The sequence below is a fragment of the Castellaniella defragrans genome (genome assembly GCF_014203015.1).
Taxonomy (GTDB): Bacteria; Pseudomonadota; Gammaproteobacteria; order Burkholderiales; family Burkholderiaceae_B; genus Castellaniella; species Castellaniella defragrans.
On the sequence record NZ_JACHIB010000010.1, the window covers coordinates 57,389 to 71,560 of the forward strand.

General features: G+C 73.2%; 12 protein-coding genes. 9 read left to right on the forward strand and 3 right to left on the reverse strand.

Going from position 1 to position 14,172, the window contains the following annotated elements; translation table 11 throughout:
* Positions 1–32 precede the first annotated feature (32 nt).
* On the forward strand, positions 33–2,876 hold the full coding sequence (locus HNR28_RS09595; protein ID WP_151024697.1) for a valine--tRNA ligase: 2,844 nt from the start codon (positions 33–35) through the stop codon (positions 2,874–2,876).
* 121 nt (positions 2,877–2,997) lie between these two features.
* Positions 2,998–4,356 carry a Na+/H+ antiporter NhaA gene (gene nhaA / locus HNR28_RS09600; RefSeq protein WP_211369310.1) on the forward strand — a complete coding sequence of 453 codons (1,359 nt, stop codon included), beginning with the start codon at positions 2,998–3,000 and terminating at the stop codon, positions 4,354–4,356.
* A 30-nt stretch (positions 4,357–4,386) separates the two neighbouring features.
* Here nhaA and HNR28_RS09605 read toward each other — a convergent pair whose 3' ends face one another.
* Together HNR28_RS09605 and HNR28_RS09610 are read right to left on the reverse strand one after the other, a co-directional pair.
* The gene (locus tag HNR28_RS09605; RefSeq protein WP_151024698.1) at positions 4,387–4,584 is read right to left on the reverse strand and encodes a YgaP family membrane protein; all 198 of its coding nucleotides are present in this window, start codon (positions 4,582–4,584) and stop codon (positions 4,387–4,389) included.
* Entirely contained in the window at positions 4,581–4,967 is a 387-nt protein-coding gene (locus tag HNR28_RS09610; protein ID WP_052356058.1) for an ArsR/SmtB family transcription factor, read from the reverse strand. The genes HNR28_RS09605 and HNR28_RS09610 overlap by 4 nt, the downstream gene beginning before the upstream one ends.
* A gap of 134 nt (positions 4,968–5,101) precedes the next feature.
* Between HNR28_RS09610 and HNR28_RS09615 the strand changes: the two genes are divergently transcribed.
* From HNR28_RS09615 to HNR28_RS09645, 7 genes are read left to right on the forward strand one after another with little or no spacing between them, the layout of a single operon-like run.
* Positions 5,102–6,139: an efflux RND transporter periplasmic adaptor subunit gene (locus tag HNR28_RS09615; protein ID WP_184142810.1), complete on the forward strand. Its 1,038-nt coding sequence runs from the start codon at positions 5,102–5,104 to the stop codon at positions 6,137–6,139.
* A gap of 7 nt (positions 6,140–6,146) precedes the next feature.
* The gene (locus HNR28_RS09620; protein ID WP_184142813.1) at positions 6,147–9,368 is read left to right on the forward strand and encodes an efflux RND transporter permease subunit; all 3,222 of its coding nucleotides are present in this window, start codon (positions 6,147–6,149) and stop codon (positions 9,366–9,368) included.
* Positions 9,365–9,574, forward strand: coding sequence for a YgaP family membrane protein (locus HNR28_RS09625; RefSeq protein WP_043681892.1), 210 nt, complete (start codon positions 9,365–9,367; stop codon positions 9,572–9,574). The genes HNR28_RS09620 and HNR28_RS09625 overlap by 4 nt, the downstream gene beginning before the upstream one ends.
* A 13-nt stretch (positions 9,575–9,587) precedes the next feature.
* The gene (locus HNR28_RS09630; RefSeq protein WP_184142816.1) at positions 9,588–11,012 is read left to right on the forward strand and encodes a TolC family protein; all 1,425 of its coding nucleotides are present in this window, start codon (positions 9,588–9,590) and stop codon (positions 11,010–11,012) included.
* A gap of 14 nt (positions 11,013–11,026) precedes the next feature.
* Positions 11,027–12,379: an NAD(P)/FAD-dependent oxidoreductase gene (locus HNR28_RS09635; RefSeq protein WP_184142819.1), complete on the forward strand. Its 1,353-nt coding sequence runs from the start codon at positions 11,027–11,029 to the stop codon at positions 12,377–12,379.
* 14 nt (positions 12,380–12,393) lie between these two features.
* A complete protein-coding gene (locus tag HNR28_RS09640) occupies positions 12,394–12,750 on the forward strand; it encodes a DUF5368 family protein (protein WP_043681886.1) in 357 nt (118 codons plus the stop codon).
* Positions 12,751–12,780: 30 nt separating this feature from the next.
* Positions 12,781–13,983: an NAD(P)/FAD-dependent oxidoreductase gene (locus HNR28_RS09645; protein ID WP_151024677.1), complete on the forward strand. Its 1,203-nt coding sequence runs from the start codon at positions 12,781–12,783 to the stop codon at positions 13,981–13,983.
* Between the two features lie 19 nt (positions 13,984–14,002).
* Here HNR28_RS09645 and HNR28_RS09650 read toward each other — a convergent pair whose 3' ends face one another.
* Entirely contained in the window at positions 14,003–14,167 is a 165-nt protein-coding gene (locus HNR28_RS09650; RefSeq protein WP_170288463.1) for a hypothetical protein, read from the reverse strand.
* Positions 14,168–14,172 lie beyond the last annotated feature (5 nt).

Sequence of the window (14,172 nt, forward strand, 5' to 3'; positions counted from 1 at the left end):
CGCCGGCCCCTCCCGAGCCCCAGAAGAACCCCATGAGCGATTCCGCCTCCCCCTCCCTGCCCAAGAGCTTTGAACCCCAGGACATCGAGTCCCGCTGGTACGACGAGTGGAATCGCCGCGGCCTGTTCGCGGGAGGCCGGCACGCCGAGCCCGCCGCGGGCCGGACGCCGGAATCCTTCGCCATCCAGTTCCCGCCGCCCAACGTCACCGGCACCCTGCACATGGGGCACGCCTTCAACCAGACCATCATGGACGGCCTGATCCGCCACCACCGCATGCGCGGCGACGACACGGTCTTCATCCCCGGCACGGACCACGCCGGGATCGCCACCCAGATCGTGGTCGAGCGCCAGCTCGACGCCGAGGGCGTGTCGCGCCACGACCTGGGCCGCGACAAGTTCCTGGAGCGCGTCTGGGCCTGGAAGGAACAATCCGGCAGCACCATCACCGGCCAGTTCCGCCGCCTGGGCTCGTCCTGCGACTGGTCGCGCGAATACTTCACCATGGACGAACGCCTGTCGCGCGGCGTGGTGGAGGTCTTCGTGCGCCTGTACGAGCAGGGCCTGATCTACCGCGGCAAGCGCCTGGTGAACTGGGACCCGGTGCTGGGCACGGCGGTGTCCGACCTGGAGGTCGTCAGCACCGAGGAAGACGGCCACATGTGGGAGATCCGCTATCCGCTGGCCGAGCCCGTGGACGGGCTGACCCATCTGGTGGTCGCCACCACGCGCCCGGAAACCATGCTGGGCGACGTCGCCGTGATGGTGCACCCCGAGGACGGGCGCTATGCCCATCTGATCGGCCGCAGCGTCGTCCTGCCCCTGGTCGGGCGCGCGATCCCCGTCATCGCCGACGACTACGTCGACCGCGAGTTCGGCACCGGCGTGGTCAAGGTCACCCCCGCGCACGATTTCAACGACTACGCCGTCGGCCAGCGCCACGGCCTGGACATGATCAGCGTGCTGACCCTGGACGCGAAGATCGGCGACGCGGCCCCCGAGGCCTACCGCGGCCTGGACCGCTTCGCGGCGCGCAAGCGCGTCGTCGCCGACCTGGAAGCCCAGGGCCTGCTGCAGCAGGTGCGCGCCCACAAGCTCATGGTGCCGCGCGGCGACCGCACCAACAGCGTGATCGAGCCGATGCTCACCGACCAGTGGTTCGTGGCGATGAGCAAGCCCGCGCCCGAGGGCAGCCTGCATCCCGGCAAGAGCATCACCCAGGTGGCCCTGGAGGTGGTGGCCGACGGCCGCGTGAAGTTCGTCCCGGAAAACTGGACCGTCACCTACAACCAGTGGCTGGAGAAGATCCAGGACTGGTGCATTTCCCGCCAGCTCTGGTGGGGCCACCAGATCCCCGCCTGGCACGCGCCCGACGGCCGCATCTTCGTCGCCCGCTCGGCCGAGGACGCCGAACGCCAGGCGCGCGCCGCCGGCGTGCAGGGCCCGCTTACGCGCGACCCGGACGTGCTCGACACCTGGTTCTCGTCCGCCCTGGTGCCCTTCACCGACCTGGGCTGGCCCGAGCAGACCCCCGACCTGGCGCGCTACCTGCCGTCGGGCGTGCTGGTCACGGGCTTCGACATCATCTTCTTCTGGGTGGCGCGCATGATCATGATGAGCATGCACCACACCGGCGAGGTGCCCTTCCGCACGGTCTACGTCCATGGCCTGGTCTGCGACATGGAAGGCAAGAAGATGTCCAAGTCCAAGGGCAACACCATCGACCCGGTGGACCTGATCGACGGCATCGCCCTGGAGCCGCTGATCGCCAAGCGCACCGCCGGCCTGATGAACCCGAAGCAGGCCGACGCGATCCGCAAGCGCACCCGCAAGGACTACCCCGAGGGCATCCCGGCCTACGGCGCGGACGCCTTGCGCTTCACCATGGCGGCCTACGCCACGCTGGGGCGCAACATCAACTTCGACCTGAAGCGCTGCGAGGGCTACCGCAATTTCTGCAACAAGCTCTGGAACGCCACGCGCTTCGTGCTGATGAACGTCGAAGGCCACGACCTGGGCCAGCCGCGCGCGGGCGACCTGTCCTTCGCCGACCGCTGGATCATCGACGGCCTGCAGCGGCTGATCGACGAGGTGGACGCCGGCTTCGCGCAATACCGCTTCGACCAGGTCGCCGACCGCCTGTACCACTTCATCTGGGACGAATACTGCGACTGGTACGTGGAGCTGGCCAAGGTCCGCCTGCAGACGGGCGACGCCGTGCAGCAGGCGGCCACGCGCCGCACCCTGATCCACGTGCTGGAAACCCTGCTGCGCCTGGTCCACCCGATCATGCCCTTCATCACCGAGGAACTCTGGCAGAAGGTCTCGGTGGCGGCCGGCGTGCGCGCCGCCGACGCGCCCGCCAGCGTCAGCGTCCAGCCCTGGCCGACGGCCCGCGACGACCTGCGCGACGCGGCGGCGGCCGGGCGCATGGCGGCGCTGAAGTCGCTCACCGACGCGATCCGCGCCCTGCGCGGGGAAATGGGCCTGGCGCCGGGCCAGCGCGTGCCGCTGCTGGTCCAGGGCGCGGAATCCGGCCTCGACGAACTGGCGCCCTACCTGGTGGCGCTGGCGCGCCTGGAAAGCGTCCAGGCCGTGGACCGCCTGCCGGACCTGGGCGCCCCCGTCCAGGTGGTGGGCGCCACGCAGCTGATGCTGCACGTGGAGATCGACCTGGACGCCGAGCGCGCGCGCCTGGACAAGGAAATCGACCGGCTGGAAAAGGAGATCGCCAAGGCCTCCGGCAAGCTGTCGAACGCCAGCTTCGTCGAGCGCGCCCCGGCGGCGGTGGTCGAGCAGGAAAAGGCCCGCATGGCCCAGTTCGGCGAGACCCTGGAAAAGGTCAGGGCGCAGCGGTCGCGGCTGGGAAGCCTGTAGGGCCGGGCCGCGGGGCCCGGCGCGACATCATGTAGAATGATGCCGTTTCGGGTGTTAGCCGCATCGTGCGGCGGGACAGGACAACGCGCAGGTCGGGCCGCCGCGCAGGAAGCCCACGACCATGTCCAGGATCCCGTCGCGCGACATCCCGCGCGCGCAACTGCTTGCCCAACGCGCCTTCGCCACGCTCGAACGCTTTCTCCACGTCGAAGCCATCGGCGGCGCCATTCTCCTGCTGGCGGCCGCCGGCGCCCTGATCTGGGCCAATTCCCCGCTCGCCTCCAGCTACCACGCGCTCTGGCACACGCCGCTGTCCGTCGGGCTGGGCGGCTTCGTCTTTTCGCAATCCCTGCACTTCTGGATCAACGACGCCCTGATGACGGTGTTCTTCCTGGTCGTCGGCATGGAAATCCGCCGCGAGATCCACGAAGGCGCGCTCAGCGGCCTGCGCCAGGCGGGGCTGCCCCTGGCCGCGGCCCTGGGGGGCGTGGCCGTCCCGGCGCTGATCTACGCCGCGCTCAACGCCGATCCCGCCAGCCGCGCCGGCTGGGCGGTCCCGACCGCCACCGACATCGCCTTCGCCGTCGGCGTGCTGGCGCTGCTGGGCCGCTCGATCCCGGCCAACGTGCGCGTGTTCCTGCTGGCGCTGGCCATCATCGACGACATCGCCGCGGTGCTGATCATCGCCTTCTTCTACTCCGGCGGCCTGCAGTACGGCGGCTTCCTGGTGGCGATCCTGGGAATCCTGATGGTCGTCGGCCTGCAGCGCATCGGCGCGGGCTCGGCCCTGGCCTACGTGATCCCGGGGGCGGTCGTCTGGAGCGGGCTGCTGATCACCGGCGCCCACCCCACCCTGGCCGGCGTGGTCCTGGGCCTGATGACGCCGGTGCGCTCGATTCCCATGCGCGAACGGCCGCTGGACGCGCTGTCGCGCGCGGTGGGCGAGCTGCTCGGGCGCAAGACCGGGGCGGCGGCGGGCGCCGGGGAGCCGGATGCCGCGGATCTGGCCGGGCCGCTGCGGCGGCTGCGCCTGGCGCAGCGGGAAATGCGTCCGCCGGTGGTGCGGGTGCAGGCGGCGCTGCATCCGTGGGTGGCCTTCGGGATCATGCCGCTGTTCGCGCTGGCCAATGCCGGGGTCGCCTTCGGCGGCGTGGACCTGTCCCTGGCGGGACCGCAATGGGTGATGATCGGCGTGGCCGTGGCGCTGGTGGCCGGCAAGGCGGCGGGGGTGATCGGCGCGAGCTGGCTGGTGGTGCGCCTGGGCTGGTGCCGCCTGCCGCCCGGGGTGGGCTGGGGCGGCGTGTGCCTGGTCGGCCTGCTGGCCGGGATCGGCTTCACGATGTCGATCTTCATCGCCATGCTGGCCTTCGCCGACGAGAGCCTGCTCGCCGCTGCGAAGCTGGGCGTGCTGCTGGGCTCGCTGGCGGCCGCGATCCTGGGACTGGCCTGGGGCGCCGTGCTGATCCGGCGGCGCGGCTGAGCCGCGCCGCGGGAGATCAGCCGCGGGACGTCATTCGCGCGACTTCAGCGGGCAGGTGTTGATGCCCAGCAGCGTGTACAGCGGGCAGAAGCGGAACAGGGCCGTGGCCACCGCCACCAGGCCCAGCCAGCCCCACCAGCCGATCGTGCCGTTGGCCGCGAGCACGACGAGGACGAGGCCGAGGATCAGGCGCAGGACGCGGTCGATCGTGCCGATATTGACTTTCATGAGGACTCCTTTCGGGAAAAGTCGGGGAGAGGTTCTGGCAGGTCCTCGCGCAGCGCGGCGAAGGCCGCCCGCTGCGCGGCGGATTGCTCGATCTGCCGCAGGATGCTGCCGCAGACGAGATCGCACAGGGCATTGACCGAGGGGTCGGCGATCCGGTAGTAGACGCTGTTGCCGCGCGCCTCGCGCGCGACCAGGCCGTGCTTCTTCAGCACGGAGAGGTGGCGGGAGATGTTGGCCGCGGTGTAGTCGCACAGCTGGGCGAGCTCGCCCACGTTGTGTTCCTGCTGGCGCAGCAGACTGAGGATGTGCAGCCGGGTAGGCTCGGACAGGGCCCGGAAATAGGCGGCGACCGGTTCCAGCACTTCGGGGGGCAGGCGTCCCATCTCGATGAATTCGCAGGCTATGGAATGGCGCATAGTGTATCGCTGATGGTTGACGCAAGCAATCAATTAGCAAATTGACTATTTGCGTGATTAGTTAAATAATAGCACCGAACGATCCTCATGACCACCTTGCCATGCGTAGCGATTCCTCCTTTCTCGCGGCCGGACTGCTGGCCGGACTGCTGCTGACGGGACCCCTGCCTGCGGCCCGGGCCGGCGAAGCCCCGCCCACCGCGCCGGTGCTGGCCGTCGAATCCCCCGACCGGCTGGAGATCGACGGCGTCGTCGAGGCCGTGCGCCAGGCGACGATCGCCGCGCAGGTCGCCGGCGCCGTCACCGCCGTCGAGGTCCAGGCGGGCGACGCGGTGCGCGCCGGCCAGGTGCTGCTGCGGCTGGACGGCGCCGACGCCGGCCAGGCGCGCGAGGCGGCCCGCGCCCTGGCCGGCGAGGCGCGCGCGGAACTGGCCCTGGCCCAGGCCGAATACGCGCGCCGCAAGGCGCTGTACGAGCAGCGCTACGTCAGCCGGGCCGCCTACGACCAGGCCCGCGCCCGGCTGGCGGCGGCGCGCGCCCAGGCCGACGCGCGCGAAGCCCAGGCGCGCGCCGCCGAGGCGCGCAGCGGGCACTTCACCGTGCTCGCCCCGCACGACGGGCTGCTCGGGCGGCTGGACGCGCACCTGGGAGACATGGTCATGCCCGGCCAGCCGCTGGCGGTGCTGTTCGACCCCGGCGCCCTGCGCATCCGCGCCGAAGTCCCGCAGCGCTTCATCGGCCGCCTGGCGCCGCGCGCCCGGGCGGCGGGGCCGGCCGACGTCCCGGCGCCGCCCGAGGGGCTGCCGGTGCAGGTCCTGCCGGCGCGCGACGCCGCCAGCCTGACCGGCACCGTGCGCCTGGCCCTGCCGCCGGGCGCGCGCGGCCCGGCGCCCGGCACGCCCGTGCGCATCGCGTTCGAGCTGCGCGACACGGCGCGCACGCGCCTGTGGGTCCCCACCCGGGCGATCGTGCGGCGCACGGGCGTGGCCGGGGTCTACGTCCTCGGCGCCGACGGCGCGGCGCGCCTGCGCCAGGTGCGGCCCGGCCCCGAGGCCGGCGACGCGACCGAGATCCTGGCCGGACTGGACGCCGGCGAGCGGGTCGTGCTCGATCCCGGGCGCATCCGCCCCGCCGAGTGAGCGCGCCATGGACACGAGACTCGGCATCGCCGGGCGGCTCGCCGCCCTGTTCCAGGACAGCCGCCTGACGCCGCTGCTGGCGCTGGCCCTGCTGCTCGCCGGCCTGTTCGCCATATGGGCCACCCCGCGCGAGGAAGAACCCCAGATCGACGTCACCATGGCGACCGTGGCCCTGGCGTGGCCGGGCGCGTCGGCGCACGACGTCGAGCAGACGATCGCCCTGCCGGCCGAACGGATGCTCGCCCGCATGGAAGGCACCGAGCACGTCACCTCGATGTCCGCGCCGGGGCTGGCGCTGCTGACGGTGCAGTTCCGCGTCGGCGTGCCGCACGCCCAGGCCCTGGTGCGGCTGCACGACACCCTGCGCACCCAGGCCGACTGGCTGCCGCCCGACCTGGGGGTGCAGCCGCCGGTCGTGCGCACCCGGGGCGTGGACGACGTGCCCATCGTCGCGCTCACCCTGCATGCCCCCGACGCCAGTCCGCACGACCTGGCGCTGGTCGCGCGCGGCATCGAATCGGACCTGAAGCGGGTGGCGGGCACGCGCGACGTGTGGATCATCGGCGGGGCCGCGCACACGGTGCGCGTGGACCTGGATCCGGCGCGCATGGCGGCCGCGGGCGTCACCGTGCAGGATGTGGCCCAGGCGCTCGCCGACGCGAACCAGGGCGTGCGCGCCGGCGAGCTGGTGTCCGGCGGGCACGCCCTGGTGGTGGACGCGGGCCCCTTCCTGTCCACGGCGCGGGACGTGGCCGAACTGATCGTGGCGCAGCGCGGCGGGCGCCCGGTGCGGCTGCGCGAGCTGGCCGGCGTCGACGACGGCCCGCCGCCCGCCCGCGACTACGTGAGCCACCGCGCGGCCGGCCAGGCCGGCGGCGATCCCCAGCCCGCCGTCACCCTGGCCATCACCAAGAAGCCCGGCGAGAACGCCATCGCCGTCGCCGACGCGCTGGCGCGGCGCGTCGAGGCGCTGCGCGGCACGGTCATCCCCGCCGGCGTCGAGGTCACGGAAACGCGCAACTACGGCGCCACGGCCGACGCCAAGGCGCAGGCGCTGATCCACAAGCTGGCCTTCGCCACGCTGTCGGTGGTGCTGCTGGTGATGTTCGCGCTGGGCCGCCGCGAGGCCGCCATCGTCGGCATCGCGGTGGGCCTGACGCTGGCGGCGACGCTGTTCGCCTCCTGGGCCTGGGGCTTCACGCTGAACCGGGTGTCGCTGTTCGCCCTGATCTTCTCCATCGGCATCCTGGTGGACGACGCCATCGTGGTGGTGGAAAACATCCACCGCCACGCCGGCCTGGCGCCGGACACGGCGGCGCGGCTGCGCAACCCGGCCGCCGTGGACGAGGTGGGCGGCCCCACCATCCTGGCGACGTTCACGGTGATCGCCGCCCTGCTGCCGATGGCCTTCGTCAGCGGACTGATGGGCCCGTACATGAGCCCCATCCCGGTCAATGCCAGCATGGGCATGCTGATTTCCCTGCTGATCGCCCTGACGCTGACCCCCTGGCTGGCGCTGCGCATCGGCCCGCGCCCGGCGGCCGGCGCGGCCGCGGCCCACGGCGCCGGCACGGGCCGCGCCGCGGCGCTGTTCCGCCGGCTGCTGCCGCCGTTCCTGGAAGGCCCGCGGGCCGGCCGCAACCGCGGGCTGCTGGGCCTGGCGGTCCTGCTGCTGGTGCTGGGCTCGGCCCTGATGCCGGTCGCGGGGCTGGTCGAACTCAAGATGCTGCCCTTCGACAACAAGTCCGAATTCCAGGTGGTGGTCAAGCTGCCCTCGGGCACGCCGGTGGAACGCACCGACGCCGTGCTGCAGGCGCTGGGCGACCACCTGCTCGCCCAGCCCGAGGTCCGCGACGTCCAGACCTACGCCGGCACCGCCTCGCCGGTCAATTTCAACGGGCTGGTGCGCCAGTACGACCAGCGGCGCGACCCGGCGCTGGGCGACCTCCAGGTGAACCTGGTGGACAAGGACGCGCGCGACGCCCAGAGCCACGCCATCGCCATGCGGCTGCGTCCGGCGCTGCAGGCGATCGCCGCGCGCCACGGCGCCGCCATCCAGGTGGTCGAGGTGCCGCCCGGCCCGCCGGTGCTGGCGCCCATCGTGGCGGAAATCCACGGCCCGGACCCGGCCGGGCGCCAGGCGCTGGCGCGCGCGGTGCGCGGCGTATTTGAACGGACGCCGGGCATGGTGGACGTGGACGACAGCGGCATCGAGCCGGCGCCGCGGATCGTGCTGGCCGTGGACCGCGAGCGCGCGGCGCAGGCCGGCGTCTCCCAGGCGGCCATCGTCCAGACGCTGCGGGCGGGCCTGGACGGCGCCGCCGTGGGCTACCTGCGCGACGGGCTGACCCGCCCGACCGCCATCGTGCTGCGCCTGCCGCCGGAGCGCCAGGGCGATCCCGGCGCCCTGCTCCAGCTGCCGGTCCGCGGCGCCGGCGGCGCGGCCGTCCCGGTCGGCGAACTGGTGCGCGAGGTCCGCGCGCAGCGCGAGCAGCCGATCCATCGCAAGGACCTGCTGCCGGTGCACTACGTCACGGCGGACATGGCCGGCGCGGTGGACAGCCCGCTCTACGGCATGTTCGCCGCCCGCGCCGCGCTGCGCGAACTCACGGCCCCCGACGGCGGCCCGCTGGCGGAATACTTCACCGGCCCGCCCGAGGACGGGTGGCGCGGCTACTCGATCAAGTGGGACGGCGAATGGCAGATCACCTACGAGACCTTCCGCGACATGGGCCTGGCCTACGCCGTCGGCCTGATGCTGATCTACCTCCTGGTGGTCGCGCATTTCGGATCCTACCTGATGCCGCTGATCATCATGGCGCCGATCCCGCTGACGCTGATCGGCGTGATGCCGGGCCACGCGCTGCTGGGCAAGCAGTTCACCGCCACCAGCATGATCGGCATGATCGCCCTGGCCGGAATCATCGTGCGCAATTCCATCCTGCTGGTGGACTTCATCCTGCTGCGCCTGCGCGAAGGCACGGACTTCGCCCGCGCCGTGGCCGAATCGGCCGCCGTGCGCGCCCAGCCCATCCTGCTGACGGGGCTGGCCGCCATCCTGGGCGCGCTCTTCATCCTGGACGATCCGATCTTCAACGGCCTGGCCATTTCCCTGATCTTCGGCATCGCCGTGTCCACCGCGCTGACGCTCGTCGTCATCCCGCTGATGGTCTTCGGCGCCTACCGCAAGCGTCCCCGTTCCCTCATCCACCAAGGAGACTCGCCATGACTTCCTGGCAACTGGTCCGCCTCTTCGCCGGCGGCTTCATCCTGCTCTCGCTGCTGCTGGGCGCGCCCGCCAGCCCCTGGTTCCACAGCCAATGGTGGCTGGCCTTCACCGTGTTCGTCGGCCTGAACCTGCTGCAGAGCGGGCTGACGAAATGGTGCTTCCTGGAAACGCTGCTGCACCGGCTGGGCGCGCGGCGCGGCGATTAGACCGGAGACGGCCATGAGCACGGTCCGTACCGCCCTGTCCGCCCTCGGCCTGGCGCTGTCCCTGGCGCTGGCGGCACCGGCCGCCGGCGCGGCCGATCTGCTGCAGGCCTGGGAGGCGGCCCAGGCGCGCGATCCCGCGCTGGCCGCGGCCCGGGCCGACCGCGCCGCGGGCCAGGCCCGCGCCGAGCAGGCCGACGGGCTGTGGCGCCCGACCCTGGAGGCGCGCGCCTCGGCGGGCCGGGCGACCCAGGAGACCTGGATCCGGGGCGCGCGCTTCGCGGCGCCGGGCCTGGGCAGCATGCAGGAGGCGGATTTCGATACGTCCATCACCGGTGGCACCCGCACGGAATACGGCATCCGCCTGCGCCAGCCGCTGATCGATCCGGGGCGCGACGCCGAGGCGGGGCGGCTGCGCCACGCGGCCGCCCGCGCCGAGGCCGCCTGGACGGCCGCCCGCCAGCAGGCCGCGCTGCAGGTCGCGGAACGCTATTTCGACGTGCTGCTCGGCGAGCGGGAGCGCGCGGCGCTGGAGGTCCAGCGCCAGGCCGTCGCGCGGCTGCTGGGCCAGGCGCGGGCGCGCTACCGGATCGGCGACGGGTCTATCCTGGACACCCACGAGGCGCAGGCGCGCCTGGGGCAGGTCGAGGCCCTGGTCCGCGACGCCGACACGCAGCTGGAGATCGCCCGGGCCGCCTTCCAGGACGTCACCGGCCTGCCCGCCGAGGCGCTGGCGCCGCTGCGCCGGGACGCGCCCGTCCTGACGGCCGCGCCCGACGAGCCCCTGGCCGACTGGCTGGCGCGGGTCGAACGCGCCGGGCCCGCGGTGCTGGAAAGCCTGGAAGCCGCCGCGATGGCGCAGCGGCAGGCCGACCGGGCGCGGGCGGCGATGCGGCCGAGCCTCGACCTGGTGGGCGAGGCGGGCCGGTCCCGCCTGACCGGCTCCGGCGCCTTCGGCGAGGCGTCGCAGACGGCCAATCAATGGACGGTGGGGCTGGAATTGCGCATCCCCCTGTATTCGGGCGGCGTGAGCGACGCGCGCTACCGCGAGGCGCTGGCCGAGCGCGACGGCGCGCGGCACCGCGCCGCGGCCGACCGCCAGCGCGCCGCCCTGCTGACGCGCGCCGCCTGGCTGCGGCTGGACGCGGGCGCGGCGCGCATCCAGGCCCTGCGCCAGGCGCTGGAGGCCAGCGCCGCGCGGCGCGACGCCACCCGCCTGGGCGTCGAGGAAGGCGAGCGCACCACGCTCGACCGGCTCGACGCCGAACGGGAATACGCCCAGGCCGGCCTGGCGCTGGACCGGGCGCTGGCGGCGCTCGCCCTGGACCGCCTGCGGCTGCGGGCGCTGGCCGGCGCGCTCGACGAAGCCGCCCTCGAATCGATCAACCAGGCCCTCGGGCCCGAACCTTCCCCCACCCGCACCCGCAGTACGCGACCATGACGAGGAGACTCCCCATGAAACAGGCCCCTCCCCTTTCCCGCGCGCCGGCGCCGCTGCCGCGCCGGGACTTCCTCAAGGGCTGCGCCGGCGGCCTGGGGGCGCTGCTGCTGCCCCCGGCCCTGGCGGCCGACACGGCGGCGGCCGGCGCGCGCGAGCGCACCCCGGCGCGCATCGTCATCGTCGGCGCCGGCGCCGCTGGCCTGACCTGTGCGTCGCTGCTGGCGCGGCGCCTGGAAGGCGCCCGCATCACCCTGGTCGACGCCCGCCAGGCCCATTACTACCAGCCCGGCTACACGCTGGTGGCCGGCGGCATCAAGCCGGCCGGCTACCCCGTCTCGACCACCCGCGAACACGTGCCCGCCGGCGTGGAATGGGTGGCCGAGGCCGCCGCCGAAATCGACCCCGAGGCCCGCCACGTCACCACCCGGGCGGGCCGGATCCTGCCCTACGACTTCCTGATCGTGGCCTGCGGGCTGGAACTGGACTACGCCGCGATCGACGGCATGGACGAGGCCCGCATCGGCCAGGACGGCCTGGGCAGCATCTACCACAGCCCCGAGAAGGCCTCGGCCACCTGGGCGCTGCTGTCGCGCTTCGCGGACACCGGCGGCGTGGGCGTCTTCCTGCGCCCGGGCACGGAAATGAAGTGCGCGGGCGCGCCGCTGAAATACGCCTTCATCACGGACGACCACCTGCGGCGGCGGGGCCTGCGCGGCAAGGCCGAGCTGATCTACAACGCCAACAACAAGGTCCTGTTCAGCGTGCCCATCGTCTCGGAGAAGGTGCGCATGCTCTTCGAGGACCGGGGCATCGAAGTCCATTACGACCGCATCCTCACGGCCATCGACCCGGGGCGGCGCATCGCCACCTTCTCGACGCCGGACGGGCCGGCGCAGCTGGGCTACGACTTCATCAACGTGATCCCGCCGATGCGCGCGCCCGGCCTGGTCCGCCAGAGCCCCCTGCCCTGGCGCGAAGGCCCCTACGCCGCCGACGGCTGGATCCAGGTCGATCCCCACAGCCTGCGCCACGTCCGCTACCCGGAAATCTTCGCCGTGGGCGACGTGGCCGGCGTCCCCAAGGGCAAGACCGCCGCCAGCGTCAAGTGGCAGGCGCCCGTGGCGGTGGACCACCTGGTGGCGGCGCTGCGCGGCACGGAAAGCCCGCTGTCCTACGACGGCTACACCTCGTGCCCCCTGATCACCCGCCTGGGCCGGGCCATGCTGGTCGAGTTCGACTACCGCAACAACCTCGTGCCCTCGTTCCCGGGCGTGGTGGCCCCGCTGGAGGAACTCTGGGTCACCTGGGTCATGAAGACCATGGCCCTGAAGCCCACCTACATCAGCATGCTGCACGGACACGTCTGAAAGGAGAGCGCGCCATGAATACCTTCGATCCCATGGTCCTGACGGCCATCTTCCTGGAAATGCTCGGCCCGCTGCTGTGGGTGCTGCTGGCGGCCGCCGTCCTGGTGCCGCTCGCCTTCGGCCTGCTCGTGGCGCGCGAACGCCGCCTGGTGGCGCGCCGCCTGGTGGGCGCGCAGGCGGTCGGGCTGCTCGGCGGGGCCGGCGCGCTGGCCCTGATGGCGGCGGTGTCCTCGTCGGGCTTCACCGACGCCGGCGGGCCGGTGGACTGGCTGCTGGTCGTGCTCATCTTCCTGGCCGGGATGCTCTACGCCACGCTCGCCGCCTATGCCGCGGCCGGCTGGCTGGCCCGCCCGCGCCGGGAACCGGCCTGACGAACCTTTCCATCTCCGGAGATCCTCCCGATGCCCCATCCCCCGCACCCCGATCCCGCCGGACGGGCCGGCGCCGCCCGCCGGCACCCGCCGCACATCGCCATCCTCGGCGCCGGCTTCGCCGCCCTGGCCGCCGTGCGCCGGCTCCGCCGCCAGGCGCCGCAGGCCCGGATCACGCTGATCGCGCCCGAACCGGTGTTCACCTACCTGCCCAGCCTCATCTGGATACCCACCGGCCTGCGCGACGCGGGCGACCTGCGCGTCCCGCTGCGCGGCTTCCTCGACCGGCACCGGGCCGAGTTCGTGGCGGCGCGGGCCACCGGTCTGGCCGACGGCGGGCGCCGCGTCCTGACCTCCCAGGGCGAGATCGCCAACGACGCGCTGCTGATCGCCACGGGCGGCCGCTTCCTGCGCGCGCTGCCCGGCATCGAGCATGCCCACATCCTGTGCGAGGGGCCGGACGCGGCATGCGCGATCCGCGAGCGCCTCGTCCGGATGGACGCCGGCCGCCTGGCGTTCGGCTTCGGCACCAACCCGCGCGAGCCCGGCGCCATGCGCGGCGGGCCCATCTTCGAGCTGCTGTTCGGCATCGAGACCTGGCTGCGGCGCACGCGCCGGCGCGACCGTTTCGAGCTGACCTTCTTCCACGCCAGCGAGCGGCCGGGCGAGCGGCTCGGGGCGCGCGCGGTCCCGGCCATCCTGGCCGACATGGCCGCGCGCGGCATCCGCACGCGGCTGGGCGAGCCGCCCCGGTCCTTCACGGCCGAAGGCGTGGTCACCGCCGAGGGGTCGATCCCCGCCGACATGATCCTGTTCATGCCCGGGCTCGAAGGGCCCGACTGGGCCGCCGCCAGCGGGCTGCCCCTGTCGCCGGGCGGCTTCTTCCGGGCGGACGCCCATTGCCGCGTCGAGGGCGCGCAGCGCGTCTACGTCGCGGGGGATGCCGGCAGCCATCCGGGCCCCGACTGGCTGCCCAAGCAGGCCCACATGGCGGAATTGCAGGCCGACGCGGCCGCGCGCAACCTGCTCGACGAGCTGGCCGGCCGCCCGCCGCGCGCGCGGCCCCGGCCGGAGCTCCTGTGCGTGATCGACACCCTGGATGCCGGCACGCTGGTCTACCGCGGAGCGCGCCGGTCGTGGATGCTGCCCAGGACGCGGCTGCTTCACTGGGCCAAGAAAAGATTCGAGGCCCGCTACCTGGGCGCCCTGCGCCGGGACGCCCCCCCGGTTTAGGTCTCGGGAACGCCCTGCGCTAGAAGGTCGAGGCGCAATGCCCGCCGCTGGGCGCGACGCCCGAGCCCGCCGCGATCAGCGGCGGCTCGGCGCGCACGTTGATCGGCGCGCTGTGCGTCCAGTCCCAGGCGAAGAAGCCCACGAGCACGATCCAGAAGGCGGCGGCCAGAAATCGGAAATGCATGGCGG

Coding starts and splice junctions, on each gene's coding strand:
- HNR28_RS09595 (WP_151024697.1), top strand. CDS start 33: ATGAGCGATTCCGCCTCCCCCTCCCTGCCCAAGAGCTTTGAACCCCAG.
- nhaA (WP_211369310.1), top strand. CDS start 2,998: ATGTCCAGGATCCCGTCGCGCGACATCCCGCGCGCGCAACTGCTTGCC.
- HNR28_RS09605 (WP_151024698.1), bottom strand. CDS start 4,584: ATGAAAGTCAATATCGGCACGATCGACCGCGTCCTGCGCCTGATCCTC.
- HNR28_RS09610 (WP_052356058.1), bottom strand. CDS start 4,967: ATGGGACGCCTGCCCCCCGAAGTGCTGGAACCGGTCGCCGCCTATTTC.
- HNR28_RS09615 (WP_184142810.1), top strand. CDS start 5,102: ATGCGTAGCGATTCCTCCTTTCTCGCGGCCGGACTGCTGGCCGGACTG.
- HNR28_RS09620 (WP_184142813.1), top strand. CDS start 6,147: ATGGACACGAGACTCGGCATCGCCGGGCGGCTCGCCGCCCTGTTCCAG.
- HNR28_RS09625 (WP_043681892.1), top strand. CDS start 9,365: ATGACTTCCTGGCAACTGGTCCGCCTCTTCGCCGGCGGCTTCATCCTG.
- HNR28_RS09630 (WP_184142816.1), top strand. CDS start 9,588: ATGAGCACGGTCCGTACCGCCCTGTCCGCCCTCGGCCTGGCGCTGTCC.
- HNR28_RS09635 (WP_184142819.1), top strand. CDS start 11,027: ATGAAACAGGCCCCTCCCCTTTCCCGCGCGCCGGCGCCGCTGCCGCGC.
- HNR28_RS09640 (WP_043681886.1), top strand. CDS start 12,394: ATGAATACCTTCGATCCCATGGTCCTGACGGCCATCTTCCTGGAAATG.
- HNR28_RS09645 (WP_151024677.1), top strand. CDS start 12,781: ATGCCCCATCCCCCGCACCCCGATCCCGCCGGACGGGCCGGCGCCGCC.
- HNR28_RS09650 (WP_170288463.1), bottom strand. CDS start 14,167: ATGCATTTCCGATTTCTGGCCGCCGCCTTCTGGATCGTGCTCGTGGGC.